Source organism: Vibrio sp. JZG120 (genome assembly GCF_053890955.1).
On record NZ_JBSRRK010000004.1, the window covers coordinates 350,281 to 369,236 of the forward strand.

Consider the following 18,956-nt stretch of genomic DNA (forward strand, 5'->3'; position numbering starts at 1 on the left):
GCGGTAATAATAAAAGATTACCGGAGCAGGCCTAACCATAATCGTTAGGCCTGACATATCAATGTCTGTCAAAACGTCTGCCCTACTCTGCTTATTTAGCCTCTGCTTTTCTGGTTACTCGCTTGCCTCTCAAGCTCCAAATGACCCCATAGAACAATACGAGTACGCACAACAATTATTGGCATCAAACAAAGCTGAAGCCTCAACAGAAACACGCTACTGGCTAGAGCAATCCGCCAACCAAGGTTACCTCCCTGCGCAAAAACAGCTCGCGAACGACTTTGCTAAAGGGATAAATGGCGAAAAAAATGAAACACAAGCGTTATATTGGCTAACCTCTATCGCACTCAATGACCCAATCGATCGGGGCTTTCTTCTCGCTAACTTTATTCAGCGCAATCAAGATAAGGTCACAACTTCTCAATTGACTGAAGCCTTGTATCAAATGGCTTCTCAGCATAATCCAGCAGCAGAACAAGCATATAATCAACTGTTAGAGCAGCGCTTCAACCAACTGCGAGCTAAACAAGTCTCGCAAATAAAGTCGCTCGATAAAAAGGCTGAACAAACACAAGAAGAGAAAAGCACAGTTGCAAACCCCAAGGTAGAATACTCGCAGTTTTTATGGCTGATTTGGCTAGCGGCGATACTCATCATCAGCGGCTTAAGCTTCTTCGTAATCAAGAAACATAAGCAGAATAGAAAAGCGCGTGAAGCCAAAGAGGAAAGCCAAAATCAGCGAATGGCGGCAAAAGTTAAAGAGCTAGAGTTTACGAACAAGCAACTGAAACGCCAGCTAGAGAAAGTATTCAAAGAATTTAAGAAATCCAAAACCCAGGCAGAGAACCATAAGCTAAGCGTCGCATGCGCCATGTTTGGCTACACACCACAACACATCCCTGATTTACAAGCAATAAAGCTACGCTATAGACAGCTATCAAAGCTTTATCATCCGGACACAAGAGGCAGTGAAGAAGAAATGAAGCGACTCAATCATGCCTTTCAGCTTGTCTCACAAAATGTTACAAAACAGTAAAAACAGGTCGAGACACTTTGGCTAGCATGCTTTTAGACCCATATAATCAAGCGCCGCAATCGATCTCCCTCTCAAACAAATTAACAGACATTTAACTTAAGTCTCGCTTTTATGCCATAATGCTCAGCGCAAAATAACACCTAACGACTCAAATTAATCTAGGTGGGGAGAAAATCAATGTTCACTGAAGAAGGCACCTGTGATTGGTGTAAAAAACCTAGTCTTGTAACTCGTCACGATTATTTAGATGGCAAGCACCATTACTCATGTAAAGCTTGTTACGACATGGCAAAAATCGACGTGCGCCTATTTAACCAAGGCGAATTACAAATGCGCGAACGCTTGCAACGAGCGAGCTAAGCAAGACGGAATCAACGGAACTGATTTTCAAAAGCGCCTTTTAAGGCGCTTTTTTGATCGGCCAAGCCCTATTTCCAATCTCTATCTCGTATTCCCTCCTATCCTACATAGCATGTCGCATCGGTTATCAGCCCCTCTCCTACTGTATACAAACCACTGCCCGTGAAAAAACACCTGTATATACAGTAGTGACCCCCTGTATGTATCTCGTCCAATTTTCTACTCATCTCACATTTTTAAATTGATGTTAGACATATCAAAAATGAAAAATAATCAAATAAATTCAGATACTTAAAATAAAATCCTTTTGTTTCCTTCTCAAAAAAACGCAAATAACTTTTGAGAAACGGGTTGATCAGGTCGCCAAAACAAACTACTGTATACACATACAGCATGTATAAAGGAACAGTAAGATGCAGTTACAAAGTCAATCTCATACATACTCTCGTTACAACGTATTGGCACAAGCAACTCAGCCCATGGCCGTTTCGGATCAGCTTCTATCTAAGCTGGCTGTTTTATCGCAGCAGAAACAATGGATTTTGTTTACAGCAGACTGCCCTCGCCCAGACTTTGAACAACTCACTGCTTCTAATATTTGCTGTAAAAACGTGATTCAAATGAAGCCTTCTCAACAGCTTTCAGAAGTCGAGATCGTGATCAAAGCCATCCGATCAGGTAATGCCAGTGCTGTTGTCGCATCAAATAAAATTGCACTTATGAATCAATCTATGTTGCGCGACATGGCGCAGCGCTATCAGTGTGAGGTTTTTTTCGTCGAAGGCAGAGTTAATAAGTACCACTAATAAGTTCGACGTTATCCATCCTGCATCTCGCCTCCTTTTTAAGGGGGCTTTTTTTGTATTAAAGAAAATAAGCAAACGTTTGCTTTTTCTCTGGCGAGTTAAAATAGTTCTGGTATGATGCCCACATTCGATTTATTCAGCGCCCACATTTTGCTGAATATCTTCTCTTTCTGACGTTTGATTAAGATGATAGGAATGTCGCAATGAGCCTTGCTAATCAAGTACTTGCCGTCAATGACGACCTGCCAATTCGCACCCATAAACCCGTTCACAGCGGAAAAGTTCGTTCAGTTTACTGGTTAACTGAAGAAGACAGTGCCCGACTGATCAAAGAAAAAGGATACGATGTCGCTCCAGATGCGCCTTTGGCTATCATGGTGATTAGCGACCGAATCTCTGCATTCGATTGTATTTGGCATGCTGAAGGTGGTCTTAATGGTGTCCCGGGTAAAGGGGCTGCGCTTAATGCGATTTCTAATCACTGGTTCAAACTGTTCAAAGAAAATGGCTTAGCAGATAGCCATATTCTAGACATTCCTCACCCTTTTGTTTGGATTGTACAAAAAGCCAAACCGGTAAAAATAGAAGCCATCTGCCGCAAATACATCACGGGTTCGATGTGGCGCGCTTACGCAAATGGCGAGCGCGAGTTTTGTGGAATCCAACTTCCTGAAGGGTTAGGAAAAGACAAAGCACTGCCAGAGTTGCTCATGACCCCATCCACAAAAGGCATTCTAAAAGGTATTCCCGGTGTGCCAGAAGCGGATGACGTGAATATTACTCGTCAAAACATCGTAGACAACTACGAAGCATTTAACTTCTCAAGTGCCGACGATATCGCACTCTACGAAAAACTGCTGAAAGAAGGCTTTAACGTTATCAGCCAAGCGTTAGAAGAAATCGACCAAATCTTTGTCGATACCAAATTCGAATTTGGTTATGTTCATGATGCTGCTGGCAATGAAAAGCTGATTTACATGGATGAAGTGGGTACACCAGACTCGTCTCGTATATGGGATGCTAAAGAGTACCAAGCAGGTCACATCGTAGAGAACTCAAAAGAAGGTTTCCGCCAGTTCCTACTTAACCACTTCCCTGACCCAGATATCTTGCTAAACAAAGAACGTATGCCAGAGCGCGAAGCACTCGCTCGTGATAATGCTTTACCCGTCGAATCTTTGATGGCGATTTCGAGCACCTACATTGGTATTGCCGAGAAGATTACAGGCAAGCCGATTCATTTGAGTGAGAATCCGAAAGCGGAAATCATCGAAGTTCTGAGCAAAGAATACGGATTGATTGACTAGCACTGTCGCTAGATTGCTAAACGCTTTCCAATAAAAAGTCCGCACTAGCCTGCGGACTTTTTTCGTATTAGGCTCAGTTTAGCCGATATTTAACGTAGTGCCATCTGTTGTAAAGGCTGACTTGGTCGTCACGTGATATGTTTTGTCTTTAATCGTTGATACGAAATACCAGGTCGACTCTGCTTTGTCGGGCGTAAAAGTAACGCGCATAAAGCCACGCTGTTTGATGTCTGCCCACTGTAATTCTGACACTAAGTGCGGCAACGTGTATTCCATTTGAGCGATCGCAACAGGATCTAACGCTAGGTAGGCCTCTAGCCCAGGGGAACTCACCGAGCTAGTTGCAAACTCTATCCCGATAGGATGCTTAGATACGTCTTTAAGCTCACTTGCCCATGCGTTGTGCGTATCTCCTGCCAAGCAGACAAATTTACCACTGTTGGCTTTGGCCAGTTGATAAACTTTCTCTCGCTCAACGTAGTAACCATCCCATGCATCTAGGTTATACGGGAGAGAAATGGTATCTGAACTTGGGTCAGAGAGGTAACCCGTAATCGCAGAGTTTACTGCTAATAACGCCTCTGTTTTTTGTTCTTCAGTGGCAGTAAACAATTGAAACATCGCGGTCATAACCGAACTTGGCAACTCCATACGAGACATTAACACTTGTTGCCCTAGCACATTCCAAGTTGCGTCGTGCGTACTGAACGCATCCATCAGCCAAGCGAGTTGGTCAGCGCCTAACAGCTCTCGGTCTTCGCTGCGCGACTGAGCAACTAAACCGCCAATCGCTTCCATCGTTGGAGAGCTGAGCGAGAAGTAATCCAACGGTTTATCACGCCCCACAAGTCGCGTGTCGAGCATCATCAAATTGACTAAACTTCCAAACGAAAACTGACGGTAAATCAGCATGTTTGAGAAGGTGTTTTCACGAACGGGCAACCATTCTGTCCACGCGGCAGCCGCAGCTGCACGACGATCATTAAAACTGCCTTCCTCTTCTTGATGGTTTTCCGCACCATTTTTCCAAGTATCATTTGCAAGCTCATGGTCATCCCAGACAGCAATCATTGGTAGGCTCGCATGTAACGCTTGCAGATCAGCATCTTGGCGATATTGCGCATACCGTTTTCGGTAATCATCTAAGGTAATACATTCAGTGCCTTTGCTTGGCTCTCGCCCTAATGCCTCAGCATCTTCACTAGCGTAGCCACCAGCACCATACTCATAAATGTAATCACCGAGATGAAGCACCACATCAAACGGGTCTTGTTCATGTTGATTTAAGATCTCTCGATACACATGGAAATAGCCTGCAGGATAGTTTGCACAAGAAACAACCGCCATGGATGCCTTTTCTACACCATCTTCTGGTAATGTTTGAGTTTGCCCGACTTCGCTAGTGACATCTCCAACCATGAATCGATAGTAGTAGCGAGAATTTGCGTTGAGATTTTGAACATCGACTTTTACCGTGAAATCTCGGCTCGTGTCTGTGGCAAAAGTGCCACTTTGCACGATATCAGTAAAATTTTCGTTAGATGAAACTTGCCAGCTTACATCTGCGTAGCTTGCTGAGGTCGTAACACGAGTCCAAATGATTACTTGTGTTTGAGTAGGATCTCCACTCGCCACTCCGTGCTCAAAGGTAACCGCAACAGATTCACTAGCATCGCTACCACAGCCCACCAGTCCGGTAACAATCGCCGTTGAAGAGGCAGCTTTCATAAAGTCTCGACGAGACAAAGACATATTGAATTCCTTTCTTATTGTGTTTGTTTTTATGCCCAAATGACGTGGTGACTCAATCATCCTTGTGTGCCAATAAGGGACGTTAATTCGAACTTACAGTACCAACCACTTAGTCGGTAATTTGTCCTAAAAACACAAAGTTAGAAGCTAGTTATGACAATTGCATTTCCAAACGTTACATTTTTGTTAATTTAAGTGCAAATACTCTATATTCATCACACTTCCAAGACCTGTGACAAAAACCTCAAAATAAAAAAGCGACCTACTTTGAGGTCGCTTTTCATTGCACTATTGTTAAGTGGTACATTGATGAAGTGGAAATGCTCAGCCTAAAACTTGATGTTAAGGACATCTTGTTCTGACGTGTCCACCTTCAACTGACTGCGAGATTCTATGTACTCGATTTGCTGAACATCGAGCGAATATGGCATAACGACTCGCAATTCATTGATCCCTTCATGTTTAGCTAACTGGGTTAAGCGGACCAAATTGGATTCATCACTTTTACGAGAAGACATCGATTTTAATGCGGCATCCCACAACCGATCTTCAGGCTTGCTCAATTCCGCAATGTTCTGTTTCCACATCAAACCGAAAATAGGCGCGATGGTGGCAAATGCCTCTAAAAAGGTCCATTTTTTACTACCTGTCGCCCCTAAAAAGCTAGTGTAGTCGAATTCAATGCACGTCTTTCCTTGTTGATCCATTCTATGCCCCCGACACTCGAAAATGAGATATACCAAATATCGTTCAACTGTTTTGATATAGCAATGGGATATAAAACATTCGTCTTTTATGCACTAATTTACATGCAAAAGGAAATATTAAAACCAGCTTTGTAACAACTGATGTACAGCTTCGCCATATATAAGCATTCAATTGATTAATATTTCAATTAAGAAACTAAAAACAACACGTAAGTAACGCTATCAATATGAAATCATTATAGATTCACCAAAAAAATATCAATTCTTGTCACAACGTCATCCGCCTACCTACTTCACATCAATCACTCGACTGGCCTTTTTATACTGTATCTTCCAACCAGCCCAGCGTGGCAGCTCCCAACGCTTTGGATCCCCCTTACGGTTTCCCTCTCGATAAACGACCTGTACCAGCTTGCGAGACGCGTAATACTCGACATCTAGTTGGAGTTCTGGCAGCGAAAGTTCTAAAGGGTACTGCTCCGTGAAATCGTCGTATTCCCATTCTGGAACACCGTTAAATGTTAAGTCTTCTGGTTCAAACAACGCCATATCATCGATGTTTTCAACGCCTAATGTTTCCAACTGCTCTTTTAACCAGCTAAAAAATGTCAATGAAGCCAAATCTTTAACTTCTTCTCCGGCATTAAGGCCCAATGCGTTATAGAGCTTCCAATGTTGTATTTGCTGTTTTCTTTGAGAAGCAAAACCTGGTAACAGTGTCTCGTCTTCTATCATTTCGACAATAGACTGAACTGCCACATCACCTTTTAACGCTTGATGTTCAGTACAGATTGTTCGTCCGGCGTAGACAAAATGCATCGTTGCTCTTGGGGTCTCCTCTTCATAATTCGTCTCACCTTGTTGCCACTCCCCTAGCTCAAGTTCGCGTAATAACGTCAGCGGGATAGGCATCATAACCGATGCGAGGTTCAGTGTTTGCTTAACACCTCGTCCTGGCACGCTATGGCTATCTAGCACAATGGCCGCTTCTTCTTTATCAGGAAAGCGGCTGTTACGCCCAACCAGCATCTCGACTACTCCATTTCCTAGAGCATCTCTTCGACGAGCTCGTCGGACAAACACAAGCTCAGGGTGTAATGAGGCGATGGAGAAAAAGAGCGCTTCACGGTTATATCGAGAGGCAACGTCAAGTTCCGGTAATTCAAATACGTCTCGCATTTGTTTCGCTAAACCTTGTGCCTCTTCGAGTACGCTGGCATCAATGACAATGCCCGGAAGTCGCTCCCCCCGAACCAAACGGATAAGCAAAGAGGCATCACATCCGTATGGCTCCTCTTGAGATAGAAGCTCAGCGACTTCGCCACTTTGTCGCTGATAGAGCTGCGCAGGCACAGATAAGGCGGCAGCCAAATCAATCATTGCTTCCTTCTCTGGCTTCGCTTGAATTCTGGTAACAAGATCGGCAAACAGTGCATCAATGGGTAGTGGATATACTTTTCTCCCATGCTGCGTGACATTGCCATCCTCATCAATCGCTTCCATAGATAACAGCGTCGAATGAGATGCCTCTAGCGACTTTGGAGGAATTGAGTCGAGAAAATCGAGTGTTGAAAGACGATATCCACAACAAGCCGCTGCCAGCATGGGCTCGACGAGCTCTTCTCTGTGCAATTCTGGAGGCGTCACTAATTCTAAAGGCGCGTGTTCACCATATAGACGAATACAAGCTCCTTCAGCAACACGGCCCGCCCGCCCCATTCGCTGCGCGGCGCTGGCCTTAGAAATGTGGGTCAGCGTTAAAGCTGTGCGACCGTTACGTTGAATGGTTCGACGCTCTAAGCCGCTATCAATGACAACTCGGATGTTAGGTATCGTTAAGGAGGTTTCCGCAACATTGGTTGCCAATACGACTTTTCGTTGTTTTTGCGTAGTTAACGCGCGGTGCCGTTCTTCATCACTAACCGAGGCATGAAGTTTGACCACCATGACATCGCCGCAACTTTGTAACATCTGAGCACATTGGGTGATCTCTTTGCGTCCAGGCAGGAAAACAAGAATATCGCCATCTTCATCTTCCAATGCTTCTTTTACCGCTCTGACAACCTCTTGTTCACATCCCTTCTTATTCGGTAAATAACGGCTGTCTAAAGAACGATGTGTCACTGTGACTGGAAAGCAACGCCCTTCAGATCGCAGACGCTTCGCATTCAGGTAACGCGCTAGCTTTTCGCCCTCCAGCGTAGCGGAAGTGACGATCAACCGATGTTGATTTTCTTGCTTCAAAATTGCGGTTAATAGATCAATATCCCAGCGTCGCTCGTGAAATTCGTCCACTATCACGATATCGAAGCCTGCTAGCTTGTTTTCCGCAAACCAACGCAGTGCGACTCCCGGAGTCACAAATACAACTTCGGTTTTTTCATCAAAGTAGGCATGAAGCTTGATCGCATAACCAACTTTGCGACCTATTGGCTCACCAGATTGCTCCGCAAGATATTCAGCCAGCGAGGTACAAGCAATTCGACGTGGTTCAATAACCAGCACGCGTCCGTGTTTTGCCGCCCACATAGGCAAACGGGTAGATTTACCTGACCCGGTTTCGGCTTCCACCACGAGATGGTTTTGGTTCACATGTTGGTCAAACTCAGCTTGTAGGCTGTCGATAGGTAGTTGAAACATAGAAATTGGATTTGATTTGATGATGCAGAACATTATACCCAAGTAAAAAAATCCTGCTTTAGGTATCTCTAAACAACCAATATTGCCGATATTTTCGGCGGTATCTGAGTTTTTTTGCGACATTACATTGATGTGCATCAACGCATGTTTACAACTAAATGGTGAACCCGTTAAAATTTGGTGCGCATCCTTCAACCCTACATAAGGCACCCAATGAACAACGATAAACGCCCACTATATATTCCATATGCGGGTCCGGCTCTTTTAGCAACCCCTCTTTTGAACAAAGGCAGTGCATTCTCTGCTGAAGAACGTAGTTCATTCAACTTAGAAGGCTTGCTTCCAGAGTCTACCGAAACCATCCAAGAGCAGGTGGAACGTGCCTACCAGCAATACAAGAGTTTCGAAAGCGATATGGATAAGCACATTTATCTGCGTAATATCCAAGACACCAACGAAACACTGTATTACCGCCTAGTGCAAAACCACATTTCTGAGATGATGCCTATCATCTACACGCCAACTGTCGGCGCAGCATGTGAAAACTTCTCTAACATTTACCGTCGTGGTCGTGGCCTGTTCATTTCATACCCGAACCGTGACCGTATTGACGACTTGCTGAATAATGCAGCAAACCACAACGTTAAAGTGATTGTTGTGACAGATGGCGAACGTATCCTTGGCTTGGGTGACCAAGGTATCGGCGGCATGGGTATTCCTATTGGTAAACTGTCACTTTATACCGCGTGTGGTGGTATCAGCCCTGCTTACACGCTACCAATCGTGCTTGATGTGGGTACCAATAACCCACAACGTTTAGCTGATCCGATGTACATGGGTTGGCGTCACCCTCGTATTACGGGTGCAGAATACGATGCATTTGTAGAAGAGTTTATCCAAGCAGTACAGCGCCGTTGGCCTGATGCCTTGATCCAGTTCGAAGACTTTGCTCAGAAAAATGCGATGCCTCTTCTTGAGCGTTACAAAGATCGCGTGTGCTGCTTCAATGATGATATTCAAGGCACGGCGGCCGTTACTGTTGGCTCTCTACTTGCCGCCTGTAAAGCAGCAGGCACTCAGCTGTCTAAACAGCGTATCACCTTCTTGGGCGCAGGCTCTGCTGGTTGCGGTATTGCAGAAGCGATCATCGCACAAATGGTATCGGAAGGGATTTCTGACGAGCAAGCTCGCTCACAAGTTTACATGGTTGACCGTTGGGGTCTGTTACAAGAAGGTATGCCTAACCTTCTTGATTTCCAACAACGCCTGGTGCAGAAACATACCAATACGAAAGAGTGGGAAAATGAAGGAAATGGCTTCTCACTCCTCGACGTTATGCGTAACGCCAAACCAACGGTACTGATTGGTGTTTCTGGTGCTCCTGGCCTATTTAGCCAAGAAGTCATCGAAGAAATGCATAAACACTGTAAGCGTCCGATTGTCTTCCCACTATCGAACCCAACAAGCCGCGTAGAAGCAACACCTAACGACATCATTCGCTGGACAAATGGTGAAGCACTGGTTGCAACAGGTAGCCCATTTGAGCCTGTGGTTCATGAAGGTCGCACTTACCCTATTGCCCAATGTAACAACAGCTACATCTTCCCTGGCATTGGCCTTGGTGTACTTGCTGTAAACGCAAAACGTGTCACCGACGAAATGCTAATGGAATCAAGCCGTGCGCTCGCAACATGCTCTCCTCTAGCAATCAACGGTCGTGGTGCGCTACTTCCACCGTTGGAAGAGATCCACTCGGTATCGAAAAAGATCGCGTTTGCTGTTGGTAAGAAGGCAATCGAACAAGGTGTGGCATTAGAAATTACTGATGAAGCATTGAACGTAGCGATTGAGCAATCGTTCTGGCAGCCTGTTTACCGTCGTTACAAACGCACTGCGTTTTAAGCTTGAGACATTTCGTTTAATAATTAGCCCCTACCATATAGGGGCTTTTATTTTTTATCATCCTAACCAGATTTTGGCATAAATGGGCTTCTCTCTTTTTGTTTCTATCAGATATGATGAGAACTACATTTTTAGTTAAGGATATAAAACGTTTTGTTGTTTTCTCGCATAAGATCAAAGTGGAAGCTGAAATTTTCCTGGAAGCGACTTGCTTTGATTTTGTCGATCTCTGTACTTAGTCTGCTTGTTTCTGTTATTGCCATCGACCGGTGGGTGGTTTTACAAGCCAAAGAAAGCATTTTCACTGAATACGAACAAATACCTCAACATGAGGTTGCTGTGGTTCTCGGTACCAGTAAATACATCGGTAAGATCCTCAACACTTACTACACTCATCGCATTAATGCGGCGATTGAGCTTTACAACCAAGGCAAAGTAAAACAGTTTTTATTGAGTGGCGATAACGCCCATCGCTCCTACAACGAACCGTGGACGATGAAACGCGACTTACTTAAAGCTGGCGTGCCTGAGGAAGTGATTCACCTTGATTATGCTGGCTTTCGTACTCTAGATTCGATTGTGAGGGCGAAAAAGATTTTTGCTTCGGAGCGCTTTCTGATTGTGACTCAGCGCTTTCATTGTGAACGAGCGCTGTTTATTGCCGATGCTTACAACATTGATGCGCAGTGTCTTGCGGTAGCAGGACCTACGACAAACAAACAAAAAACATCAATGCGTATTCGAGAGTTGCTCGCCCGTGTGAAAGCCTTTTTAGACCTCTACATTATTAATACGCAGCCCAAGTTTCTTGGTCCTCAAGAGCCTATCGTTGCAGTAAAAGAGCCTGAAAAAATCTCTAATGAGCCTCTGCAAGTTCCCGTCGAATAGAGGAACAACGCAGCTCACAAGGCTAATAACATTTCTATAAAACAAATGGGTAGTTTTCTACCCATTTCCAATTCTCAACATCACATTTTCTAATTTGCTCTATGATTCAGGCAAAACTCTTTTTTGCATTCCAAGTAACATTTAATCAATAAATAACTACAAGTCAGTTACTTTGCCATAAAAAAACCGACAAAAGGCAATGCAAAAGGAGCACTACCCATGACCGCACTCGCTGTGACATTGAAGAACTGGTTCTTCACTCGCAACAGCATGATTTTGAACGCGAATATCGTATTGTTCATTATCTTGTTTAATACCCTACCCTTTGAGCCACAAGTAGTAACCGGCCTGAGCATCTTAGTTTTTGTTGCTATTCTTTGGCTAACCGAAGCGATTCACGTCAGCATAACCGCGCTGCTCATACCATTACTTGCGGTATTTTTAGGCGTGTTTAATACTCAGACCGCACTGAACAACTTCTCCAACTCCATCATCTTTCTATTCTTAGGTGGTTTTGCACTTGCTGCAGCTTTGCATAAACAGAAGTTAGACCAAGCTATTGCTGATAAAGTGCTGTTACTCGCACGAGGTAAAATGTCTGTCGCTGTATTCATGCTATTTGGTGTGAGTGCTGGCCTGTCAATGTGGATTTCAAACACCGCCACTGCCGCTATGATGCTGCCCCTTGTACTGGGTGTGATGACAAAGCTAGACGCCAAGAAAAACCACAACACCTTTTTGTTTGTTCTGCTCGGCATCGCTTACAGCGCTTCGATTGGTGGTATTGCAACGCTGGTTGGTAGCCCACCAAACGCCATTGCAGCAGCTGAAGTCGGCCTAAGTTTTACTGAGTGGATGAAGCTCGGTGTGCCTATCTCATTAGTACTAATGCCAATCGCTATTCTCGTGTTGTACACCATGACTAAGCCTGACCTTAGCCACAAGTTTGACCTTGACCATCAGCCTGTCGAGTGGACAAACGGCAAAATGATTACGCTGGCGATTTTCTTACTGACGGTCACGTTGTGGATTTTCAGTAAGCCTATTAACGCGATGCTAGGTGGCTTCGCTAAGTTCGATACCCTTGTCGCAATAGGTGCGATCCTTCTGCTTGGGGCTTCTCGCGCTGTAGAGTGGAAAGATATTGAGAAAACAACCGACTGGGGTGTGTTAATCCTATTTGGTGGTGGTATCTGTTTGAGCAACGTTCTAAAAGCAACCGGAACAAGCGTATTTTTGGCTCATAGCTTGTCGGGCTTCCTTGAGCAAGCTGGTATCCTTCTGACGATTCTTGCAGTGGTTGCTTTTGTTGTCTTCTTGACTGAGTTTGCAAGTAACACCGCTAGTGCTGCACTACTGGTCCCTGTATTTGCAACCATCGCAGAGGCCTTAGGCATGTCTCCGGTCATTCTCTCTGCATTGATTGCCGTCGCCGCTTCTTGTGCATTTATGTTACCAGTTGCGACGCCTCCAAATGCGATTGTGTTCGGTACGGGTCATATCAAGCAAAAAGAAATGATGCGAATTGGCTTCGTCTTAAACATTGCCTGTATTGCTGCACTAACGCTTTTCGCTTGGTTGTTCTGGTAAAAAATAGCAAGTTCGATTAGCACTACACTGCTGCTCACGGTAATCATATCGATGACCTAAACTTCCCCCTAAGTGGTGTTCAGCAGTTTCCCTCTTGGTGGCCAGTTGGCCACCTTTTTTAATTCCTTTGAGTGACGAATCGTTAGGCTTGCTTCTTTTCGCAGGCAAGCAAACCATAATGAACCTCGACCCGGTTGCGACCATTGCGCTTCGCTTGGTAAAGCACTTCGTCTGCTCTCGCCATGGTTTCTGAGACGCGTTCATTTTGCATTTGGGCGACGCCAATGCTGCATGTTAATGATTCACCGTGTACCCACAAATGACTCTCCACATTTTTGCGAATCATTTCCGCCTTCTTCACAGCTTGCTCAATATTGGTGTCAGGGCAAAATACAACAAACTCTTCTCCCCCCCAGCGAACAAGTCGGTCATCTGGGTAGATGGAACTTGCCACCACCATGACAAATTCGCGCAATATGTCATCCCCCATTTGGTGCCCAAATTTGTCATTCACCTTCTTAAATTTATCCAAATCCATATAGAGGATACTGAATGTACTATGCCCCCAGCGAACTTGCCGTGATTGCTGCTCAAGCCAGTGCTGCACTGCGTGACGGTTCATCGCTCCCGTCAACGCATCGCGATGCGCCAACTCTGCAAACTCATAGTTTTGAGCTCGCAACGTACCATTCACCTTCTCTAAATGACGATGACGTTTTTTCGCTTTTTCATAAGCGACTCGATTTTTTCGTAATTCGTGCAGCGAAAATGCCAGTCCAAGCGCCATCCAAGAGAGTAAGAGCGCATACAGTAACGTTTCTTGTGCAAGGTAAGCGCCTTCAAACTCAATTTTATCAATCACAATTTTGTGCTCGCCAAGTGCCGCACCAGATCCGGTCGCGATATCAATACGTGTGATGTTTGAAAATTCAGGTGCAGAGTGTTCAATTGCGACTTTGTTGTCTACTAACCACCACGTCATCACCTGTAAATTTTTAATCGGAATTTCGATGATGTCGTTTGAACCGGACGGAGAAAACTGCATGCCATTGTATTTAATAGTGTACTCGTCGTCTGGTTTGGAATACTCAGGGTTATAGTTGCGCAGATATAAACGCAAATCATGGCTCGGATTGGGCCCCACCCCCGCCTCTTCATATCTCACTTTCAATCGAATCGTATGGTAATTGGAAAGGTCAATCCCCTGTGTTGGCGTTGTGGAATCGGTATAAACAGAGATTCCGCAATAAGGCCAAGCATACGAGCTTTGCTTTAAGTCACAGCTGAGAACTAGGCTTTGCTTATCATAAATAACATCAGCCTCACTCAAGCCACCTTCGCTGGCGTCTTTAGTCGCATAGATATTGAAATGTTCTGGTGTAATGGTCAGCTTTCGTGTATCGCCAAGAACACTATAAAGCGCAACCAAACTAATAGTGCAAATAGAAAGGGCAAAGATAAATTTATGGATCCACTTCATGGGCGAGTGACCTGCTCAGCTTATATACAACACAATGTACTCAATGATTTTTCGAACTTCAAACAAAGTCATTTATCAAGAAACAAAATTACTTTTAGTCTTCGTTCTTACTTTCGATACATGGTAACGTGTTTTGAACCGTTATCACGTTTTTAAATCTCTCAAAAATGCGGTTCACTTGTTATTTGCGAAGCATTTCACAGCCGTATTTCCTAACCCATGAAGGCCAGTGCATAACATTTCAGAACGATACATTTCGCTTTAATGTGTCTGTCAACCCTGCATCTCATCACCACTTCGGATATACTGTGCAAAAACACAATAATGAGTAATGTCATGTCATTAATTGCAACTGGTACGCTAAATAAAATGCGTGCATCTCTGGACGGTGCTGTCAGTTACCGTCTACCTGTTGGTGAGGAAGAGATTGATCTATCGCCGTTTCTGGGTAAAACGCTCACACTGACTCACACGGGCAATATTTTTTGTTGCTCATGTGGTAAGAAAACGAAAAAGAGTTATTCGCAAGGCCATTGTTTTGTCTGTATGAAAAAGCTAGCAAGCTGCGATATGTGCATCATGAAGCCAGAGACTTGCCACTACGACCAAGGGACTTGTCGCGAGCCACAATGGGGCGAAGAGAACTGCATGGTGGATCACTTTGTCTACCTATCCAATACATCCAGCTTAAAAGTTGGTATCACTCGTCATACGCAAATCCCAACTCGTTGGATTGATCAAGGTGCGACTCAGGGTTTGCCAATTTTTAAGGTAAAAACTCGCCATATCTCCGGTTTAATTGAAGTTGAACTGGCGAAACATATCGCAGATAAAACCAATTGGCGCACACTGTTGAAAGGCGATGGTGAACCAATGGCACTGCAAGATCGTTTTGCTGAGCTATTGCCGTTGGTCGAAGATAAGATTGCTGAGATAAAACAGAAATTCGGTGAAGATGCAATTGAAGTATTGAGCGAAAGCATTACCGACCTTAGCTATCCGGTGCAACAGCACCCAACTAAGATCACCTCGCATAATTTCGATAAAAACCCGGTTGTTACTGGCACTTTGCAAGGCATCAAAGGTCAATACCTCATTTTTGACACTGGCGTGATCAACGTAAGAAAATTCACTTCCTATGAAGTAGAAGTAAGCGCCTAATCGCATATATAGCTGGTTTGTTGAAATAAAAACGAAAAAGCTCGAGTCAAACTCGAGCTTTTGTTTTTCTATCAGGAAGATATGATCAGTTACGCATCAAGGATGTTTTCTAGTACATCGAACAACATATCGACTTCTTCTATTGTGTTGTAATGCATGCAACCAATTCGTACTACACCACCCGACTCTTCTAGACCAAGTTGACGAACTAAGCCCAGCGCATAAAAGTGGCCGTTCCAAACACAGATGTTGTGTTCACCCAGCGTTTTCGCGATGAATTCTGGAGAATATCGGTCGAATGTTAGCGCAAAAGTTGGTGTGCGGAGTTGGCTATCTTCTTTCGCAATGCCAAATAGATTGACACCATCTAGTGCACTCAGACGCTGTAAGAAACGCTCACTCAAGCATTGCTCATGTTGTTCATACAACTGGTAACTTTGTTCCAATCGTTGACGAAGAGGTAAACCGGCTTCACCAAATTGAGCCAGATACTCAACCGCAGCAACGACACCAGCAAGACCTTCAAAACTTTGCGTCCCCGTTTCAAATCGGCCTGGCCCAATATTGGTAGCAGGCTCGACTTTGTACGGACGAAGACTGTGCAGCCACTGATCGGCTATGTAAGCAATACCAACGTGCGGGCCGAAAAACTTGTAAGCTGAGCAAGCTAAAAGGTCACAGCCTAACGCTTGAACATCAACCAAATGATGCGGCGCGTAATGAACGGCATCCACATAAACTTGTGCCCCGACGTTGTGCGCCATACTTACTACTCGCTGCACATCCACGATAGAACCTGTCGTATTCGATGCATAGGTCACCGCTACAAGGCGCGTTTTATCAGAAAGAAGGCTGCTTAAATGCTCCAAGTCCAACGTACAATCATCTTCGTTGATACGAACCTGATGAACCGTAACGCCTTTATCTTCTGCCGCTTGCTGCCAGCTGGACACATTCGAATAGTGGTCCAAAGCAGAAACAATGATCTCATCTCCCTCTTGCCAATCTCGGCTAATCGCACGACTAAGCTGAAAGGTTAACGATGTCATGTTCGCACCGAAGACGATATTGCCAGATGACGGCGCGTTAAGCAGAGCTTGCGCTGACTCGCGTGCATTTTGCATCACGTCAACCGTCTTTTGGCTAGAAAAATAATGCCCGCCTAAGTTGGCGTTGAAACGACCTAAATATCCCACCATGCTATCTAGCACTGATTGAGGTACCTGTGACCCGCCTGGACCATCAAAAAACGTCACAGGCTTGTCGTTATGGTATTGAGCGAGTGCCGGAAACTGCTCTCTGATCAGATTAAGATTGAAGTTCATTGCGCTTATCCGTAGCCGTGAGTACAAACACATCCATATGACCCGCTTCATCATCAATGACAGAACGGATTGGGCACGCGTTGTGCCACAGTTTACTGTCTGCCAATATTGCAACCTCACCCGTTTCTAACACCTTACGGAAAAATGGGGCTTGGTTATGACTGCTGTACAACATGATGTCACCACCAATGATGTTATGGCGTCCTACGCCAACCATTGCAATGTGATCAAAACCGTCTTGGTGCACACCTTCAGGTGCCACTTGAGTTTCTTCTTCTAGCGCTGTGATTCGGATTTGGTGAATTTCTATTTCCTGACCGTTAGGCAGATGATTCGCATTGACAAACAATTCGCACATTTCTCGGAAACCATCACTGGTGAGAATATCCTTCTCAATCGGCTCAAATTGTCTTACAACATCACCTTGGAATCGGTTGATATCAGACGATTGAACAAAGCTGTTTTTGTTTAAGTCAATAACTTTGCCATTATCAAAACCAACCACAGAATAACGTCTTAGTCGATACTGACCATCTGCATGCTCGGTACGAGGCAGTTCTTCAAACGATGGGGAAAGCTGCTCAATTGCTGCCATGCTGAGCTGTGTTAAATGCAGAGTATTCTCACGTGAATGTAACATCATTGTCTCCTTTAATGAGGCACATTAATTAACATTTAATTTACACCCTAGGTTACGCAAATATTCTGTAATTGCCAGCTTTTAACGTTGATAGCTTCAACAAAACAACAAAAACAACACAACAAACCAATCCAAAGCAAAAATACAGAACCATGTTTCAGTTTTGCGCTTTGGCGATATTTGAAACTAGACTTCTCTACTACGAATAGAATTTTATGCTAGAAGTCAACGTTCTTTATCAATCTTTAGTGGGTTCTAATCTATAACCAATTATTCGATCACAATCGTTGTTTATGCTTTTAAAGCACTAAGAATTTCCATACAATCGAGGGAAATGTTCAGCCCTTTTTGGAGCCATAATGAGCGACGTAAAACATTGTAAACTATTAATTCTTGGTTCTGGTCCAGCAGGATACACAGCTGCCGTCTACGCAGCGCGTGCCAACCTAAACCCTGTGCTTGTGACGGGAATGCAACAAGGTGGTCAGCTAACCACCACTACTGAAGTTGAAAACTGGCCCGGCGACGCTGAAGGTCTGACAGGTCCTGCATTGATGGATCGCATGAAAGAGCACGCCGAGCGTTTCGAAACTGAGATCGTGTTTGATCACATCAACGAAGTAGAACTATCACAACGCCCATTTCGTTTAAAAGGCGATTCTGGCGAGTACACATGTGACGCATTGATTATTTCTACAGGTGCATCAGCAAAATACCTTGGCCTTGAGTCTGAAGAAGCATTTAAAGGTCGCGGCGTTTCTGCTTGTGCAACCTGTGACGGTTTCTTCTACCGTAATCAGAAAGTTGCAGTTGTGGGCGGTGGTAACACTGCTGTTGAGGAAGCACTTTACCTATCTAACATTGCGTCAGAAGTTCACCTGATCCACCGCCGCGATTCATTCCGTGCAGAGAAGATCCTTGTGAAACGTCTGATGGATAAAGTTGAAAGCGGTAACATCGTTCTTCATACCGATCGAACTCTCAATGAAGTACTTGGCGACGACATGGGCGTAACTGGCGTTCGTATTAAAGACGTCAACACAGGTGCGACTGAAGACCTTGAAGTGATGGGCGCGTTTATCGCGATCGGCCACCAGCCAAACACACAAATCTTTGAAGGCCAAGTAGACATGAAAGATGGCTACATCATCGTTAAGTCTGGCCTAGAAGGCAACGCGACACAAACTAGCATTGAAGGTGTATTTGCAGCAGGCGACGTTATGGACCATAACTACCGTCAAGCTATCACATCAGCAGGTACAGGTTGTATGGCGGCATTAGATGCTGAGCGTTTCTTAGACTCACTTGGTGACAAATAACTTTTCACATTTGTGTCATATCCTTAAAGCCCAGCGGTATTCC

The 18,956-nt window shown here is 44.5% G+C and carries 15 protein-coding genes; 9 read left to right on the forward strand and 6 right to left on the reverse strand.

Annotation, left to right across the window (positions count from 1 at the left end; translation table 11 throughout):
* The first annotated feature begins 61 nt into the window (after positions 1–61).
* From ACWPOD_RS10030 to ACWPOD_RS10045, 4 genes are all read left to right on the forward strand, one after another.
* Entirely contained in the window at positions 62–1,036 is a 975-nt protein-coding gene (locus ACWPOD_RS10030; RefSeq protein WP_456231854.1) for a J domain-containing protein, read from the forward strand.
* Positions 1,037–1,213: 177 nt separating this feature from the next.
* On the forward strand, positions 1,214–1,396 hold the full coding sequence (locus ACWPOD_RS10035) for a hypothetical protein (protein WP_005377960.1): 183 nt from the start codon (positions 1,214–1,216) through the stop codon (positions 1,394–1,396).
* A gap of 413 nt (positions 1,397–1,809) precedes the next feature.
* Positions 1,810–2,202 carry a SulA-like leucine-rich domain-containing protein gene (locus ACWPOD_RS10040; RefSeq protein WP_012841914.1) on the forward strand — a complete coding sequence of 131 codons (393 nt, stop codon included), beginning with the start codon at positions 1,810–1,812 and terminating at the stop codon, positions 2,200–2,202.
* Positions 2,203–2,405: 203 nt separating this feature from the next.
* The gene (locus ACWPOD_RS10045) at positions 2,406–3,509 is read left to right on the forward strand and encodes a phosphoribosylaminoimidazolesuccinocarboxamide synthase (protein WP_085569567.1); all 1,104 of its coding nucleotides are present in this window, start codon (positions 2,406–2,408) and stop codon (positions 3,507–3,509) included.
* Positions 3,510–3,587: 78 nt separating this feature from the next.
* Here the strand turns inward: ACWPOD_RS10045 and ACWPOD_RS10050 are convergent, their stop codons facing one another.
* The 3 genes from ACWPOD_RS10050 to ACWPOD_RS10060 all read right to left on the reverse strand — a co-directional run bounded on the left by ACWPOD_RS10050 (position 3,588) and on the right by ACWPOD_RS10060 (position 8,608).
* Entirely contained in the window at positions 3,588–5,261 is a 1,674-nt protein-coding gene (locus tag ACWPOD_RS10050; RefSeq protein ID WP_456231855.1) for an alkaline phosphatase D family protein, read from the reverse strand.
* A gap of 329 nt (positions 5,262–5,590) precedes the next feature.
* Complete coding sequence (locus ACWPOD_RS10055) at positions 5,591–5,968, reverse strand: hypothetical protein (protein ID WP_005377965.1); 378 nt, start codon at positions 5,966–5,968, stop codon at positions 5,591–5,593.
* 288 nt (positions 5,969–6,256) lie between these two features.
* Positions 6,257–8,608, reverse strand: a complete 2,352-nt coding sequence (locus tag ACWPOD_RS10060) for a helicase-related protein (RefSeq protein WP_456231905.1) — start codon at positions 8,606–8,608, stop codon at positions 6,257–6,259.
* A 213-nt stretch (positions 8,609–8,821) separates the two neighbouring features.
* Between ACWPOD_RS10060 and ACWPOD_RS10065 the strand changes: the two genes are divergently transcribed.
* The 3 genes from ACWPOD_RS10065 (at position 8,822) to ACWPOD_RS10075 (ending at position 12,988) form a co-directional block, all read left to right on the forward strand.
* Positions 8,822–10,510: an NAD-dependent malic enzyme gene (locus ACWPOD_RS10065; RefSeq protein WP_005395857.1), complete on the forward strand. Its 1,689-nt coding sequence runs from the start codon at positions 8,822–8,824 to the stop codon at positions 10,508–10,510.
* A gap of 153 nt (positions 10,511–10,663) precedes the next feature.
* Complete coding sequence (locus ACWPOD_RS10070; protein WP_031780501.1) at positions 10,664–11,398, forward strand: SanA/YdcF family protein; 735 nt, start codon at positions 10,664–10,666, stop codon at positions 11,396–11,398.
* A gap of 219 nt (positions 11,399–11,617) precedes the next feature.
* Positions 11,618–12,988, forward strand: coding sequence for an SLC13 family permease (locus ACWPOD_RS10075; protein WP_005395853.1), 1,371 nt, complete (start codon positions 11,618–11,620; stop codon positions 12,986–12,988).
* A gap of 142 nt (positions 12,989–13,130) precedes the next feature.
* On the opposite strand, the gene ACWPOD_RS10080 is transcribed toward ACWPOD_RS10075, so the two are convergent.
* Positions 13,131–14,468 (reverse strand): GGDEF domain-containing protein, encoded by a 1,338-nt coding sequence (locus ACWPOD_RS10080; RefSeq protein ID WP_456231856.1) that lies wholly within the window; start codon positions 14,466–14,468, stop codon positions 13,131–13,133.
* Positions 14,469–14,804: 336 nt separating this feature from the next.
* Here ACWPOD_RS10080 and ACWPOD_RS10085 point away from each other — a divergent pair, with 336 nt between their 5' ends.
* On the forward strand, positions 14,805–15,629 hold the full coding sequence (locus ACWPOD_RS10085; protein ID WP_145532232.1) for a DUF2797 domain-containing protein: 825 nt from the start codon (positions 14,805–14,807) through the stop codon (positions 15,627–15,629).
* An 89-nt stretch (positions 15,630–15,718) separates the two neighbouring features.
* Here ACWPOD_RS10085 and ACWPOD_RS10090 read toward each other — a convergent pair whose 3' ends face one another.
* Both ACWPOD_RS10090 and ACWPOD_RS10095 read right to left on the reverse strand, forming a co-directional pair.
* Positions 15,719–16,954 carry a cysteine desulfurase-like protein gene (locus tag ACWPOD_RS10090; protein WP_456231857.1) on the reverse strand — a complete coding sequence of 412 codons (1,236 nt, stop codon included), beginning with the start codon at positions 16,952–16,954 and terminating at the stop codon, positions 15,719–15,721.
* On the reverse strand, positions 16,938–17,594 hold the full coding sequence (locus tag ACWPOD_RS10095) for a 2OG-Fe dioxygenase family protein (protein ID WP_005393193.1): 657 nt from the start codon (positions 17,592–17,594) through the stop codon (positions 16,938–16,940). The genes ACWPOD_RS10090 and ACWPOD_RS10095 overlap by 17 nt, the downstream gene beginning before the upstream one ends.
* Positions 17,595–17,953: 359 nt before the next feature.
* Between ACWPOD_RS10095 and trxB the strand changes: the two genes are divergently transcribed.
* Positions 17,954–18,913 (forward strand): thioredoxin-disulfide reductase, encoded by a 960-nt coding sequence (gene trxB, locus ACWPOD_RS10100; protein WP_456231858.1) that lies wholly within the window; start codon positions 17,954–17,956, stop codon positions 18,911–18,913.
* The last annotated feature ends 43 nt before the right edge of the window (positions 18,914–18,956 follow it).